Genomic DNA, 13,976 nt, shown 5'->3' with positions numbered 1-13,976 from the left:
AAAATGCGACTGTTATTTATATTCTGTTTGTTTTCGTCCCCTTTTTTCGGGCAAGATTTTAATGAAACATTAAAGTCTATAAGAACTGCTGAAGCTTCTTCTGCTATGAAAAAGATGCTTCAAAAAGCTAATATAAACACAGGGAATTACGACGTAAAATACCACCGTTTAGAATTTAATTTAAACCCTTCGGTAGCTGCTATTTCTGGTAATGTAACAACCTATTTTGAAGCCAAAGAAAACTTAAGCCAGATAACTTTAGAATTAACTAATAATATGGTTGTTTCGCAAGTGTTGCAACGTGGTAATGCGCTTTCATTTAGTCAAAATGCTAATGATGAAGTGGTTGTTACCTTGCCGACAGTTCAAAATTTAGGTGTTTTAGATTCGTTAACCGTTACTTACTCTGGAAATCCTGTAAGTTCTGGTTTCGGGTCTTTTGAGCAAAACCAACATAATGGCGACCCGGTTATTTGGACACTTTCCGAGCCCTATGGAGCCAAAGGCTGGTGGCCATGTAAGCAAGATTTGAATGATAAAGTAGATTCGGTTGATGTGTTTATTACCACACCCAGATTTAACCCTTCAAACGCTGAATATATTGCCGTTTCAAACGGGTTAGAGCAAAGCCAAGTGGTTAATGGAAGCAATAAAACCACACACTTTAAACACAAATATGCCATTCCTGCCTATTTAATAGCTATAGCCGTAACCAATTACGAAGTATATTCACATACGGTGCCAAATAATGGAAACCCTTTTGATATTGTAAATTATGTGTATCCCGAAAGTCTAAGTTTGGCACAATCCAGTACGCCTGTTACGGTAGATATTATGAACCTATTTACCAATTTATTTGAAGAATATCCATTTGCAAACGAAAAGTATGGACATGCACAGTTTGGTTGGGGGGGTGGTATGGAACACACAACCGTATCATTTATGGGTAGTTTTAACAGAAATTTAATTGCTCACGAATTGGCGCATCAATGGTTTGGAAACAAAGTTACCTGCGGAAGCTGGAAAGATATTTGGTTGAATGAAGGTTTTGCAACCTATTTATCTGGGTTAACCATTGAAAATCTTGATGGTAATACAGCTTTTATAAATTGGAAACAACAACGCACGACATCCATTACATCTGCACCTAACGGAGCTGTTTATTTAACAGATGTCGATACCACTGACATAGGAAGAATATTTAGTGGAAGATTATCCTATGATAAAGGCGCTATGGTATTACACATGTTAAGAAAAAAGCTTGGAGACGCTAACTTTTTTCAAGGGGTAAAAAATTATTTAAGTAACCCCAATCATGCGTATGACTATGCTAAAACCGCCGATTTTATAGGCATTATGGAAACCACAAGTGGCGAGAACTTAACAGAATTTTTTAACGATTGGTTGTATAATCAAGGGTATCCAAGTTATACCGTTCAATGGAGTCAACCAACATCCAATCAAGTGTTAATTAATATCAAGCAAACGCAAAGTGACCCATCAGTAACTTATTTTGAAGCACCAGTACCTTTGCGACTTTTAGGAACTTCAGGTGAAATTTTAGATATAACACTTAACAGTACAGTAAACAATGAAGATTTTTTAAATGCGGTTAATTTTACGGTATCTTCTATTCAGTTTGACCCGGAAGCCGATCTAATTTCAAAAAACAATAGCGTTTTGCTAGCTGTAGACAGTTTAGGGTTACAATCAGAATTCCTTATTTATCCAAACCCGACTGCCAACGAGTTTAACTTTATTAAACCAAATCATGTAGAGGTTAATGAGGTTAAAATGTTTAACGCACTTGGTCAATTATTATATACATCTAGTTGGTCACCCACCATGAATGTAACATCGTTTGCATCGGGAATTCTTTTTATTCAATTCCATACTAATCAAGGTGTAATTAATAAAACGGTGTTAAAAAATTAGTAATACCTAGTATTATGTTTTCTAAATGATGTTAAAAGCGTACTTTTGTCCGATTATAAAAAAAACCTAATACATGTCTGTATTTTTAATAAAAGCGGCTCAATTATTATTAAGCCTTTCCATATTAGTTGTTTTACACGAATTGGGGCATTTTATCCCGGCAAAACTGTTTAAAACAAGAGTGGAAAAATTCTATTTATTTTTCGATGTTAAATTTTCACTCTTTAAAAAGAAAATAGGCGATACTGTTTATGGCATTGGCTGGTTACCGTTAGGCGGCTATGTTAAAATATCCGGGATGATAGACGAAAGTATGGATACCGAGCAAATGGCTTTACCGCCACAACCTTGGGAGTTTCGCTCTAAACCCGCATGGCAACGTTTAATTATTATGCTTGGTGGTGTAACGGTGAATTTTATTTTGGCATTCTTTTTATTTATAATGATGCTTTTTGTTTGGGGCACTAATTATATAACAAAAGAAGATATTAAATACGGTTATGGAATTGCAAAAACTTTAGAAACTTACGGCTTCCAGCAAGGAGATAAAATCATATCGGTAAATGGAAAACCGTTCGAAGAGCTTACTATAGACATTAACAAGTATATAATGTTTAGAGATGTAGAGAACATTAAAGTAGAACATCCTGATGGAACAGTTGCAGATATTCAACTTCCTGAAGATATTGGGCAAAAACTTTTTGAAGCTGGAGATATACCAGCCATGGCACCTCGTTATCCATTTCAGCTAGATTCAATTGTTGCAAACTCGCCTGCAGATAAAGCAGGATTAAAAACTACTGACAAGATTATTGCGGTAAACGGGCAGCCTATTGAATATTATTCCGATTTAACTTATCAAATCAAAAATAACACAGATAAAACTTTAAATGTAGAGGTTGAGCGTAATAATGAAATTAAAAACTTAAATATTACTCAAGGAGAAGACAAAACTATTGGAGTTGTATCGACTGTAACGGATCCCGATTACATTAAGATACAAAACAGAACCTATAGTTTTTCTGAAAGTATTACAGGAGGAATAAGCAAAGGGTATTGGGAAGTTAAGGATTACTTAGCACAGTTTCAATATATCTTTACCAAAAAAGGGGCATCACAAATTGGAGGTTTTGCAGCTATTGGTAACATGTTTCCTGCCCAATGGGACTGGCAAGCCTTTTGGTATTTAACAGCCTTTTTATCTATCATGTTGGCAGTATTAAACTTATTGCCTATTCCAGCTTTAGATGGCGGTCATGTGATGTTTTTGCTATACGAAATGGTGTCTGGCAGAAAACCAGGAGATAAGTTTATGGAGTATGCACAAATGGTAGGGTTCTTTATATTAATAGCTTTGGTTTTGTTTGCTAATGGTAACGATATTTTCAAAGCCATTTTTAATTAAATTTTTTAAAAATAATATTTGCAGTAATTAAAAATATATATATATTTGCGCTCGCTTAGGCGAAAGACAAACACCACTCTTTAGCTCATTTCGATAGCTATCGGAAGGTTGAAGAAAAAGTAAGATAAAGTTCTTTTAAAAAAACGAAAATTAAAGCATACATTCCATCTTAAAATTGTTTTTGGAAATGAATGAAACGCTTAAAAATAAATACAATTAACACTCCTCCTTAGCTCAGTTGGTTAGAGCATTTGACTGTTAATCAAAGGGTCCTTGGTTCGAGCCCAAGAGGGGGAGCAAAACAAGAAAAAGACTTTACAGAAATGTAAGGTCTTTTTTGGTTTAAAGGCTCCATAGTTCAAGGGATAGAACAAAAGTTTCCTAAACTTTAGATCCAAGTTCGAATCTTGGTGGAGTCACTGTTTATATGGGTTTAGCCAGATGTGGGATTTTATTTTTTAAGACTTTTTACGTATAATAGCCATCAAAACTACTGGTGCTTTACGCACTTTTTGCTTTTCTTCTAAGAGTCAATTTGGCAAGTTTTTAATTTATCTATGAAGCATCTACGGGATTGGGTGCTAGTCGGGTCTTGGATGTTATATCTTGAATCTTTTTCCTTTTTTAATTAAATCACAACTTTTTGCATTGAGCTGAAAAGCTTTTACTTCTACGATGTTATTGTATAACGATCTGCCGATGGAAATAGTCAGTGAATTACTAGGACATTCAAATATAAAAGTAACGCAAAAAAGTTATGGTAAAGTAGTACAGAAGAAAATTAGTTTAGAGATTAAGAGACTAAAGGAAGTGGTTAGTATAGCAAAAATTAGTAGTAAACTACATTAAGCACTCTCTTATTGCAAAAATATATTGATATTTTGCATTAATGAAGTTGTTATTGCAAATTTTGATGTTATTTTGCATTAGTAGAATCTATAGCTTCTAAATTCGGAGTAATAATTTTAGCATTTTTTAAATTCAGTTCAACGAGCCAAGAATATTAATTTGGGTTGTAAAATAATTCAATTTTTATCCAGAATTCAATTCATTTCATAAATCTTGATTTTGACTATTTATATATTATCAATTTTATAGGTGATGTTGGTCATATGGCAGGAAACATTTTTCTTGTGTAAAAAGTTGTGTGTTTGTGAACGAGGATTTTACAAAGGACACGAGCATAGCAAACTGGAGCAAGCAAACAAAATAATTACCTTTGGTTTAGCTAAAACTAGCAATTTTTTAAGAATACAATAATTACCCAACGCTTTTGTTTTTTCTACTCTAAATTAAAGCATTTTTTTAAAGTACCGAGGCATTCATTTAGATCACCCAAAACCCAAAACCCCAAAAACCTGCCTTAAAAACCCCAGAATCTTTCTTAATTTGCGGTATGCCACTTTTTTATGGTCCTTGACCGTATTGACAGAGATGGACAGTGCCTTGGCAATCTCATCATTGGTGTAGTCCTTGATGCTGAGCCTTATCACTTGGGCGGCTTTTTCCGGCAGTGTCTTGATGGCGTTCTCTATGATAACGGTGGTTTCCAGTACCACGGCCTCGGACATAAGGAATTCTTCCGTCTCATGGGTTTCCATGCTTTCCTGCCCATAACGTTCTGTTAGCTGGTGCCGTTTGCTTTTTAGATAGTTGAGGCATTTATTTTTTACGGCTTTATAAAAATAGCCCGTGGTATGGTTTTCATCTTGAAAAACGGTTTTATCTTCCCATACCTTGATAAAAACCTCCTGAACGATGTCTTTTGAGGTCTCTAAATTATCAAGGTACTTATATGCGAATACACATAGCTGTGGGTACAGGCTCTTAAAAAGCTTGTTGTAGTCTTTAAGCGTTAATTCTTTTTTGCCTTCCCTCATGGCTTTATTGGAATATAATTAATGCGAATCAAGGGTTGAAAATGAGCCTTGCGAATCAGGGAGATCGCTTTTTCAAAGTCTTGAATTTTGGAAAGGCTTAGACCTCCACTTGCTGGATACTAATATTCTTTAAAACCAACCGTTGATTCGCTTATTAATTAAAATTATTAAATCAACTAATAAATGGCCTAGGCTGGGCAAAACATGCTATCTATATATTTTTCGCCTTTTTTCCACCCTGAGCAATGGCCACGACTTCATTAGTTTCGATACACTTTTTTATGTTCTTGGTTAGCGTATCTATGGATATCTGTTCCCTATTATTATAATATACGGTCGGAAACGATTTAAAGAACGTATCAAATTCTTTTCTTGACAAAAGCTGGGTTCCAGTGCCATAGGCGAGATCCGTATATATAATGCCCATAACCTTGAGCGCGGTGCCACAGTGTTCTTTAACGGCGTTGCTGAGAGCCGATCTATCCAGCAATAATGTAAGTGAGGCTATAATATCATACTGCGACAGTATAAAAGAGTGGAGCTCTATAGGAGTGTTGTTTTTTTCCATGAGGGATGTGGTTTAAAGTTAAATATAGTCATTTTAAAGTATTTTACAAAGTCTAAGTTACCTGAAAATAAGGTTTATAACCTCATTGAGCCTTTTTGTGTACGAAAACAAAAAAGGCGCGGAACTCAGCTTACTGCACTAGAGGTACTGGTATACCTAGGAACAATAAGTGAGCCCACGCCTAAAGTGAGAGAGGCGTGAGCATCTTACTTATCATCTCGTTCCTTTAAAATTACCAGTTTTCTAGTGCGAGATTCTAAGCGAATGCTTCAATATTTTGTTTTGAAGAATCGCAAATATATTACAAAAATCAAATATAACAATAAATTTCTAATGTGGGCTATAAAGCCCACATTTTTTTAAAAAATTCTAGTGAAATTGCTTTTTTATTTTTCACATGTTTTCAAATTTCCATAAAAACCAACTTCAAATATTTTTAGGCAAACGTGTCTATGAATTGAGGAAAGAAAAGAAACTTAGTTTAAGAGAATTAGCGCAAAGATGTGATATAGATCACAGCGATATTGCTAAATACGAAAAAGGTGAGATTAATATTCAATTAACTACAATCTTCGAGTTAGCTCGTGGATTAAACGTTCATCCAAAAGAACTCTTTGACTTTGATTTATAGTCAGTTGATGATTTTTTATTGAAATTAATATTTGCTCATGGGCAGCGGTCCAAGAATAATAGTACAAACATTAATATGACAAAGTAGGTTTATATTTGTTGATTCGAGCCAACAAAGGAAACAACACAAAAGAACTTGCATTTCTATAAATCTTTTATTATTTTATGGTTTAGTTAAATCACAATACGTCTTTAACAGCTTCAACCACAGTTCTGGAATTTCCAATAAATATCTTATCGTCAACAATAATTACGGGTCTGCTTAAAAACGTATAATGCTCCAAGATATAGTGTTTGTAATCGCGCTCTTCAAGTTTTTGGTTTTTTAAATCCATTTCCTTGTAAAGCTTAGAACGTTTGCTAAAAAGCGCTTCGTAGCTTCCGGCAAGTGCTTTCATTTCTTCAAGTTGTTTTACGGTTATTTCTTCAGTTTTTATGTCTTGTAATACAAATTCTGAAGGCAGATTCAATTCCTTTAAAATTCTAACACAGGTGCTGCATGTTTTTAAATAGTATACCTTTTTCATCGATTTGTTTTTTTATGGTCTAGATGCCATTCGCCATTAATGAACTCGTTTAAACTTTTCATAATTGTTATGGCTAATTTCATATTTATCCTATATTTATAGCCAAAATAAGTAAAGATATATTTATAAAAAAATTACGATGCATTTTACCTTAGACGTTTTACCAAATACCAGAAAAACTTTTAACCGAATTATAGAAAACACTTCTTTAGAAGATTTAAACAAGATTCCAAAAGGATTTAACAACAATGTTATTTGGAATATTGGGCATATTGTTGTGACGCAACAGATGTTGGCTTATAAATTATCGGGCTTGCCAATAATGATTAGTGACGAGTTGGTTGGAAAATATAGAAAAGACACCAAGCCAGAAGGAGCCGTAACACAAGAAGAGCTAGACGAAATAAAAGCATTGCTTTTTTCTACCATTGAAAAAACAAAAGCAGATTACAGCAACGGGCTATTTAAAAATTACCAAGAATATACTGTTTCCACTACAGGAAATACATTGACCAATATTGATGAAGCTTTTCAGTTTATTATGCTTCATGAAGGCATGCATCTTGGTTATGTCATGGCATTGTTACGGGCCATTAAAGGTTAAAAAATCGCTCACTTCTTCAATAGGAATTGTAAAATCTATAATTCCTGTTGAATAGGGCGCAACTTCATAAGTGTTGTATAGCAGAATAAGACCTTCTTCGGTAAAACCCATGTTGGCAGGTAATTGAAAGTTATCGGGGTCAAAAAGCATATCGTTTTCTGTAACGGCATCTTTAAAATACGATTTCGCAATGGTTTTAAAGGCTTCTTTATTCTTAATTAATTCGCTGTTTTGAATGCGTTTTCCAGTGGACGCATTAAAATTTAAGAAAGAAATATTGGTATTGCCATGTGCGCCTCCAGTATTTATATACGATGTTATGGAAACACTAATAATTTCAGGCGATTGAAACATAATTTCACCATCGATTTGAGCTTCCCACGGCTGTGAAACATCGGGAAAATCGGCATTAAAAACATGGTATTCCTCATTAAACAACGTGATGCTTTCTTCAATGGTTTTGGATGTAATCACATTTTGTTCACCAATTTGCAATGCAGCCACGACTGTTTTGTTTATTTCGTCATTTATTTGGTTGGCTACGACACTGTTTCCACTAGCTTTTGGTATGTTTACCTCGACTAGTTTATTATTTGGAGTAGTCATGTTAGTGTCCGAAAACGTTATTTTCAATTCTTCATGACAAGAGAAAATGACGGATATTAAATATATAATTAAAAGTGTTTTTCTATAATGCATATGTAAATTATTAACCTTCCTTAAAGGTAAATATTGCATTTGAATACACCGAATAAAAAAAGAAGTTTATGTGTAGTTTTAGTCTAAATAATAAATGTATCCAATATTAACCCATACTAACCAATCGTTGTGTTTATTATAGTCTAGTTGGTGGTTAAGACCGTCAACCCAGTCGTTGAAATAATATTGCCATCTTACATCTAGCATTAAATCTGCAAGCTTGCTTACTTTATATCTAACGCCAACGCTGCTTACTACAGACCAAGTGCCTCCCCCGGAAGCATCTACAGATCCTGGTGCCCAAAGCGAATAAAAGTTACTAGGGTCTGTTACATCGCCAAAGGCGGTTGGGTCTGGATTTGCATAGGTAGTGCTTACCTCAGGATTAAAAGATGTATAATGCACCCCCAAACTTACAAAAGGAGCGATTCTATAACCAAAAGATTGAAATGAACGAATGCTAAAAGGAAAGTACTCTAGCTGGGTGCCTATATCTAAATTTTTGGCAACTCCTTTATGACCTCTAAGTTGATTAGCTTCTACGGTATTTTTTTTAGGGTCAACCCATTTTCCAAAATGTTCTAAGTTGGTTTTGTTCCACGAAATTTCATTTCGTAATTTAAAATGGTCGTTAAAATAAGTATCGGTTGAATAACAATTACAATCTGCTCTGTATGAGAAATTAATATAGTGCACAACGCCTATTCCAATACCCATGTTTCCAAAGTTGGTTTCAGTATTGCCCCGTTTTCCGAAATCTGATCTAAATTCTACGGGGCCAGCAATAATGCCTATTTCATGGGAAAAGCCTAATTGGGAGAATGCCGTTTGGTGGAAGGCTACCAAACATAAAAAAAAAGCTAAACATTTAAAGTTAAGCATAATAAGATTCCGTTTTTTGAGGCATTAATAAAAACAAATATATAAAAACTCAATAAAGAAACAAATAATTATAATTTGCTGCTTTAAGCATAAAATTATTTATTGCGAATTTCAATAAAAAATGTCATTATTTTTAAAGATAACGTATATTTGCATCAATAAATTGTAAATATGATAAATTAGATGCGTTTTATAGTGTGTTATTTATTTAAATCAAAGAAGAATCTTACCAAATAAACGAGTATATTTAACAAGAAAAAAATTATAAACACATAAATAATATGCATGAAATCAACTTTAAAAATAAAACCAATGAAAAGTAACGTTGAAGCTTTTTTAGATCTTGTAAAAGAACGAAATGGTAATGAGCCAGAGTTTTTGCAAGCAGTAGAGGAAGTTGCAGAAACTGTAATTCCTTACATCGTTGAACACGATATATATTATGGAAAAAACATTTTGCTAAGAATGGTGGAACCCGAACGTGTTATCACATTTCGTGTTTGCTGGGTAAACGATGCTGGTGAAATTCAGGTAAATAGAGGGTACAGAATTCAAATGAATTCGGCGATTGGACCCTATAAAGGCGGTTTGCGTTTTCACCCTACTGTTAATATGAGCATCTTAAAATTTTTAGCTTTCGAACAAGTGTTTAAAAATAGCTTGACCACTTTGCCAATGGGTGGCGGAAAAGGGGGCAGTGATTTTGATCCTAAAGGAAAAAGCGATGGTGAAGTTATGCGCTTTTGCCATGCATTTATGAGTGAGTTATTTAGACATATTGGACCGAATACCGATATACCTGCAGGCGATATTGGCGTAGGTGCCAGAGAAGTTGGTTTCCTTTTCGGAATGTACAAAAAACTAAAAAATGAATTTACTGGTGTTTTAACAGGAAAGGGGTTGTCTTGGGGCGGCTCTTTAATAAGACCAGAAGCAACAGGTTACGGAACCGTTTATTTTGCCCAAAAAATGCTGGAAACAAAAGGGCACGATTTAAAAGGCAAACAGGTTGTGGTATCGGGTTCTGGTAATGTGGCACAATATGCTGTTGAAAAATGTATTCAATTAGGCGCTAATGTACTAACCATGTCCGATTCATCAGGATATATTTATGATGCTGACGGGATAAATGCGGAAAAATTAGCACTTATCATGGAGCTTAAAAACGTTAAAAGAGCAAGAATAAGCGCTTATTTAGAAACATATCCTAATGCCAAATTTATTAAAGGTAAAACACCTTGGGAAGTAAAATGTGATATCGCTTTGCCTTGTGCCACCCAAAACGAGTTAAATGATGAAGATGCAAAAACGCTTTTAAAAAATGGCTGTATATGTGTTAGCGAAGGTGCTAATATGCCATCTACTATTCAGGCAGTTCGGGAATTTCATAAGGCTCGAATTTTATATGCACCAGGAAAAGCATCCAATGCCGGTGGTGTTGCGACGTCTGGTTTAGAAATGACCCAAAATTCGTTACGATATAACTGGACTAGAGATGAAGTTGATTTAAAACTAAAAGATATAATGTCCAACATTCATGATTCTTGTACTAAATATGGCGCACAGGAAGATGGCTATATCGATTATGTTAAAGGAGCCAATATTGCAGGTTTTGTTAAAGTAGCCGACGCCATGTTAGCACAAGGTATTGTGTAGAAGTCAATACAAATGAAAACGAAAAGCTTCCTAGTCTAAACGGGAAGCTTTTTTGTTTTATTATATATTATTTTAAAGTAAAACTCGTTAGTTATAAATATATTTGACTATTTAAAATTTAAAAATGATCAAAAGACTCCTTGTATTCATAATTTGTTTAGTGCCATTAATTCAAAATGCACAAGATTTTTCTGCGCTTTGGAAAGGGCATTTTTCATATTACAATATAAAGCAAGTTGCCCAAGGCAATAATAAAATTTATGCTGCTGCCGAAAATGCTGTTTTTAGTATTGATATACTTTCAAACGAAATAAAAGAACTAAATACTATTAATGGCCTATCGGGTGAAACAATTTCAACCATTTACTATAGCGACGTTTATGAATTATTGGTTATTGGTTATGAAAGTGGACTTATTGAAATTGCTTTTGATGATGATGATAAAATCCTAACAGTTGTAGACATTATTGAAAAACCAACCATTCCTGCCGTACAAAAAAGAGTAAACCATTTTAATGCCTATGGAAAGGTGGTTTATATATCAACAAACTACGGGATTTCGGTGTTTAATTTAGAGCGCTTAGAATTTGGTGATACTTATTTTATAGGTAATGGTGGTAGCCAAATACAAATAAAACAAACTGCTGTTTTTGGAGATTATATTTATGCTGCTTGTGCTGATGGGAATGGCTTAAGAAAAGCATTGGTTACAAGCCTTAATTTAATAGATTACCAAAACTGGCAAACCGTTACAACGGGTAATTTTACTGCGGTTGAAACGGTAGTGGATATGCTGTATGTTGTAAATACAAACAGACAAATATTTCAAGTAGTAAACGATGTTTTAAACCAGGTATTTCAATATGACACGGTTCCTTTGGATGTTAAGAATGTTGAAAGTAATTTGGTGGTTACAACACCAAATAATGTGTTTGTTTATGATGCCAGTTTCAACATTATTTCACAAGTTCCAACAAATACAGAATTTGCCACAAAGTATACTTCTGCTACGATAGATGCCAATTATATATATATAGGGACCACCGATTTTGGAGTTTTAAAAACGCCACTTACAGCACCTACAACTTTTGAAGAAATACATCCCGAAGGACCACTGTTAAATATACCATTTTCTTTAAATGCAGAACCTGATGGATTGTGGGTTACTTTCGGAGATTATAATACGTCTTTTAACCCCTATCCGTTAAACAGCAGAGGCTTCAGTCATCTTAAAAACAGCGAGTGGATAAACACCCCTTATGAGGAAGTTTTTGATGCCAAATGTTTAAACACGATTGCTGTAAACCCATCAAACAATAACCAAGTGTTTATAAGTTCGTTTTTTAGTGGTTTGTTAGAAGTTAATGAGGAAACTCCAACCATTTTATATAATGAAACCAATAGTGGCTTAGAATCTTTGATTTTACCCAGCAATCCTAATTATATTGACATTAGGGTAGGTGCTTCGGCTTTTGATGCTAATGGACTTTTATGGACGATTTCCAGTTTAATAAACAAACCATTAAAATCATTTAACCCTAGTAATAACCAGTGGAAATCGTATAGTTTTACAGATGTAATCCCTGCCGAATATGGCTCTAATATAGGTTTTGGAGATTTGGTTATTGGAAGCGATAATACCAAATGGGTGGCAAGCTATAATTACGGTCTTATCGGATTTAATGAAAATGGCAATACTCCAAAAATAAAAAGTGTTTATAAAGAAGACGAAAATATGCCAGACACATATGCAACAGCTTTGGCTTTAGATAAAAGAAACCAACTTTGGATTGGTACTTTCAGAGGCTTGCGTGTTTTATATAATACCTCCAATTTTTTTGAAGACAACGTTAGCGTAGATGAAATTATTATTTTAGAAGATGGCATCGCGAAAGAGTTACTCTTTCAACAGTTTATTACAGATATTGAAGTAGATGGCTCCAATAATAAATGGATAGGAACTGCCGATTCGGGCATATTTTATTTGTCTTCCGATGGCCAAAAAACCATTTATCATTTCACCAAAGACAATTCGCCTTTGCCATCAAATACGATCGCAGATGTTTCTATAGACGATACCAATGGCATTGTTTACATAGCTACAAGTAAAGGACTGGTGTCTTTTCGTTCTGGTGGTTCAAGCCCTTTTGAGACTTTAGAAAATGCTTATGCTTATCCAAACCCTGTAAGACCAAACTTTAATATTGTAGATCAGAAAGTAAAAATTAAAGATATTTCAGAAAACGTCAATATAAAAATAACCGATATTGAAGGTAATTTGGTAGCCGAAGCACAATCTAGAACCAATCAACGCCATAGCGGTTATAATCTTGAAATTGATGGTGGAACAGCTTACTGGAACGGTAAAAATATGGCTAATAATGTGGTCGCTTCGGGGGTGTATCTCGTTATGCTTTCAGATTTAGATTCATACGAAACAAAAGTTTTAAAAATAATGGTGGTTAGATAATGCTTATTACTACAAACGCTATTGTTCTTTCAAAATTAAAATATAAAGACAACGATTTAATTGTAAAATGCTATACCCAGCAGTTAGGTATTGTTGATTTTTTGTTACGGGGCGTTTTAAAAAACAAAAAATCCAACACCAAAGCAGCTTATTTTCAGCCACTTTCGCAATTGCAATTAAGCATTCATTATAAAGAAAATAGGTCGCTCCAGAGCATTAGTGACACTAAAGTAAATCAAGTATATAGTAGTTTGCATACCCATGTTTTAAAAAGTGCTATTGTTATGTTTTTGTCTGAAGTTTTATCAAGTACTTTAAAAGAAGAAGAGCCTAACGAGACACTGTTTAACTATATAGAAACCACGTTGTTATGGTTGGATGAGCAATCTGAATTTTCAAATTTTCATTTATTATTCTTATTGAATTTATCCAAATACCTAGGTTTTTACCCAGAAACATCTAATACAGAATGTTCTTATTTTAATTTGAAAGAAGGCAAGTTTGAAACCAATCAGCATGATAATTACACCATTTCGGGTGAAAATTTAATACTTTTAAAACAGTTGTTGGGCACAACATTTGATGCCTTACCAGCAGTAAAGATAAATTCAAAACAGAGACAATCATTTTTAAGTATGATGTTGCTTTATTTTGAATTACATTTGGGAAGTTTTAAACCACCAAAATCACTGCAAGTATTTAATCAAGTTTTTAATTAAA

At 34.0% G+C, this 13,976-nt stretch carries 12 protein-coding genes and 2 tRNA genes; 9 read left to right on the top strand and 5 right to left on the bottom strand.

The genetic code is table 11. The features are described 5' to 3' along the window. Window positions 1-3: 3 nt before the first annotated feature. The 4 genes from CJ739_RS06535 (at window position 4) to CJ739_RS06520 (ending at window position 3,759) form a co-directional block, all read left to right on the top strand. On the top strand, window positions 4-1,935 hold the full coding sequence (locus CJ739_RS06535) for a M1 family metallopeptidase (RefSeq protein ID WP_117178800.1): 1,932 nt from the start codon (window positions 4-6) through the stop codon (window positions 1,933-1,935). A gap of 73 nt (window positions 1,936-2,008) precedes the next feature. Continuing rightward, the gene (rseP, locus tag CJ739_RS06530; protein ID WP_117173583.1) at window positions 2,009-3,340 is read left to right on the top strand and encodes an RIP metalloprotease RseP; all 1,332 of its coding nucleotides are present in this window, start codon (window positions 2,009-2,011) and stop codon (window positions 3,338-3,340) included. A gap of 223 nt (window positions 3,341-3,563) precedes the next feature. After that, window positions 3,564-3,637: transfer RNA gene (locus CJ739_RS06525), tRNA-Asn, on the top strand. A gap of 50 nt (window positions 3,638-3,687) precedes the next feature. Further along, window positions 3,688-3,759: transfer RNA gene (locus tag CJ739_RS06520), tRNA-Arg, on the top strand. A gap of 912 nt (window positions 3,760-4,671) precedes the next feature. Here CJ739_RS06520 and CJ739_RS06510 read toward each other — a convergent pair. Both CJ739_RS06510 and CJ739_RS06505 read right to left on the bottom strand, forming a co-directional pair. After that, entirely contained in the window at window positions 4,672-5,220 is a 549-nt protein-coding gene (locus CJ739_RS06510) for an RNA polymerase sigma-70 factor (RefSeq protein WP_117173581.1), read from the bottom strand. A gap of 211 nt (window positions 5,221-5,431) precedes the next feature. Further along, window positions 5,432-5,788: a hypothetical protein gene (locus tag CJ739_RS06505; RefSeq protein WP_117173579.1), complete on the bottom strand. Its 357-nt coding sequence runs from the start codon at window positions 5,786-5,788 to the stop codon at window positions 5,432-5,434. A 397-nt stretch (window positions 5,789-6,185) separates the two neighbouring features. On the opposite strand from CJ739_RS06505, the gene CJ739_RS06500 reads away from it, so the two are divergent. Continuing rightward, window positions 6,186-6,419, top strand: a complete 234-nt coding sequence (locus CJ739_RS06500) for a helix-turn-helix domain-containing protein (protein WP_117173577.1) — start codon at window positions 6,186-6,188, stop codon at window positions 6,417-6,419. A gap of 178 nt (window positions 6,420-6,597) precedes the next feature. Here CJ739_RS06500 and CJ739_RS06495 read toward each other — a convergent pair whose 3' ends face one another. Beyond that, window positions 6,598-6,945: an arsenate reductase family protein gene (locus tag CJ739_RS06495; RefSeq protein WP_117173575.1), complete on the bottom strand. Its 348-nt coding sequence runs from the start codon at window positions 6,943-6,945 to the stop codon at window positions 6,598-6,600. 139 nt (window positions 6,946-7,084) lie between these two features. On the opposite strand from CJ739_RS06495, the gene CJ739_RS06490 reads away from it, so the two are divergent. Continuing rightward, window positions 7,085-7,549 carry a DinB family protein gene (locus CJ739_RS06490; RefSeq protein ID WP_117173573.1) on the top strand — a complete coding sequence of 155 codons (465 nt, stop codon included), beginning with the start codon at window positions 7,085-7,087 and terminating at the stop codon, window positions 7,547-7,549. On the opposite strand, the gene CJ739_RS06485 is transcribed toward CJ739_RS06490, so the two are convergent. Together CJ739_RS06485 and CJ739_RS06480 are read right to left on the bottom strand one after the other, a co-directional pair. Continuing rightward, on the bottom strand, window positions 7,529-8,248 hold the full coding sequence (locus tag CJ739_RS06485; protein ID WP_162880144.1) for a DUF3298 and DUF4163 domain-containing protein: 720 nt from the start codon (window positions 8,246-8,248) through the stop codon (window positions 7,529-7,531). The genes CJ739_RS06490 and CJ739_RS06485 overlap by 21 nt on opposite strands. A gap of 78 nt (window positions 8,249-8,326) precedes the next feature. After that, the gene (locus CJ739_RS06480) at window positions 8,327-9,130 is read right to left on the bottom strand and encodes a THC0290_0291 family protein (protein WP_117173569.1); all 804 of its coding nucleotides are present in this window, start codon (window positions 9,128-9,130) and stop codon (window positions 8,327-8,329) included. 312 nt (window positions 9,131-9,442) lie between these two features. On the opposite strand from CJ739_RS06480, the gene gdhA reads away from it, so the two are divergent. The 3 genes from gdhA to recO all read left to right on the top strand — a co-directional run bounded on the left by gdhA (window position 9,443) and on the right by recO (window position 13,975). Continuing rightward, entirely contained in the window at window positions 9,443-10,786 is a 1,344-nt protein-coding gene (gdhA, locus tag CJ739_RS06475; RefSeq protein ID WP_117178798.1) for an NADP-specific glutamate dehydrogenase, read from the top strand. A gap of 124 nt (window positions 10,787-10,910) precedes the next feature. Then, complete coding sequence (gene porZ, locus CJ739_RS06470) at window positions 10,911-13,256, top strand: type IX secretion system anionic LPS delivery protein PorZ (protein WP_117173566.1); 2,346 nt, start codon at window positions 10,911-10,913, stop codon at window positions 13,254-13,256. Beyond that, on the top strand, window positions 13,256-13,975 hold the full coding sequence (recO, locus tag CJ739_RS06465) for a DNA repair protein RecO (protein WP_117173564.1): 720 nt from the start codon (window positions 13,256-13,258) through the stop codon (window positions 13,973-13,975). The genes porZ and recO overlap by 1 nt, the downstream gene beginning before the upstream one ends. Window position 13,976 lies beyond the last annotated feature (1 nt).

The organism is Mariniflexile sp. TRM1-10 (genome assembly GCF_003425985.1).
In the GTDB taxonomy this organism is placed as follows: Bacteria; Bacteroidota; Bacteroidia; order Flavobacteriales; family Flavobacteriaceae; genus Mariniflexile.
The sequence above is the reverse complement of the archived record's forward strand: the minus strand, read 5'-3'. Positions and strand labels throughout refer to the sequence as shown.

Coding starts and splice junctions, on each gene's coding strand:
- gdhA (WP_117178798.1), top strand. CDS start 9,443: ATGAAAAGTAACGTTGAAGCTTTTTTAGATCTTGTAAAAGAACGAAAT.
- CJ739_RS06500 (WP_117173577.1), top strand. CDS start 6,186: ATGTTTTCAAATTTCCATAAAAACCAACTTCAAATATTTTTAGGCAAA.
- CJ739_RS06535 (WP_117178800.1), top strand. CDS start 4: ATGCGACTGTTATTTATATTCTGTTTGTTTTCGTCCCCTTTTTTCGGG.
- CJ739_RS06490 (WP_117173573.1), top strand. CDS start 7,085: ATGCATTTTACCTTAGACGTTTTACCAAATACCAGAAAAACTTTTAAC.
- CJ739_RS06480 (WP_117173569.1), bottom strand. CDS start 9,130: ATGCTTAACTTTAAATGTTTAGCTTTTTTTTTATGTTTGGTAGCCTTC.
- CJ739_RS06505 (WP_117173579.1), bottom strand. CDS start 5,788: ATGGAAAAAAACAACACTCCTATAGAGCTCCACTCTTTTATACTGTCG.
- rseP (WP_117173583.1), top strand. CDS start 2,009: ATGTCTGTATTTTTAATAAAAGCGGCTCAATTATTATTAAGCCTTTCC.
- CJ739_RS06485 (WP_162880144.1), bottom strand. CDS start 8,248: ATGCATTATAGAAAAACACTTTTAATTATATATTTAATATCCGTCATT.
- CJ739_RS06495 (WP_117173575.1), bottom strand. CDS start 6,945: ATGAAAAAGGTATACTATTTAAAAACATGCAGCACCTGTGTTAGAATT.
- recO (WP_117173564.1), top strand. CDS start 13,256: ATGCTTATTACTACAAACGCTATTGTTCTTTCAAAATTAAAATATAAA.
- CJ739_RS06510 (WP_117173581.1), bottom strand. CDS start 5,220: ATGAGGGAAGGCAAAAAAGAATTAACGCTTAAAGACTACAACAAGCTT.
- porZ (WP_117173566.1), top strand. CDS start 10,911: ATGATCAAAAGACTCCTTGTATTCATAATTTGTTTAGTGCCATTAATT.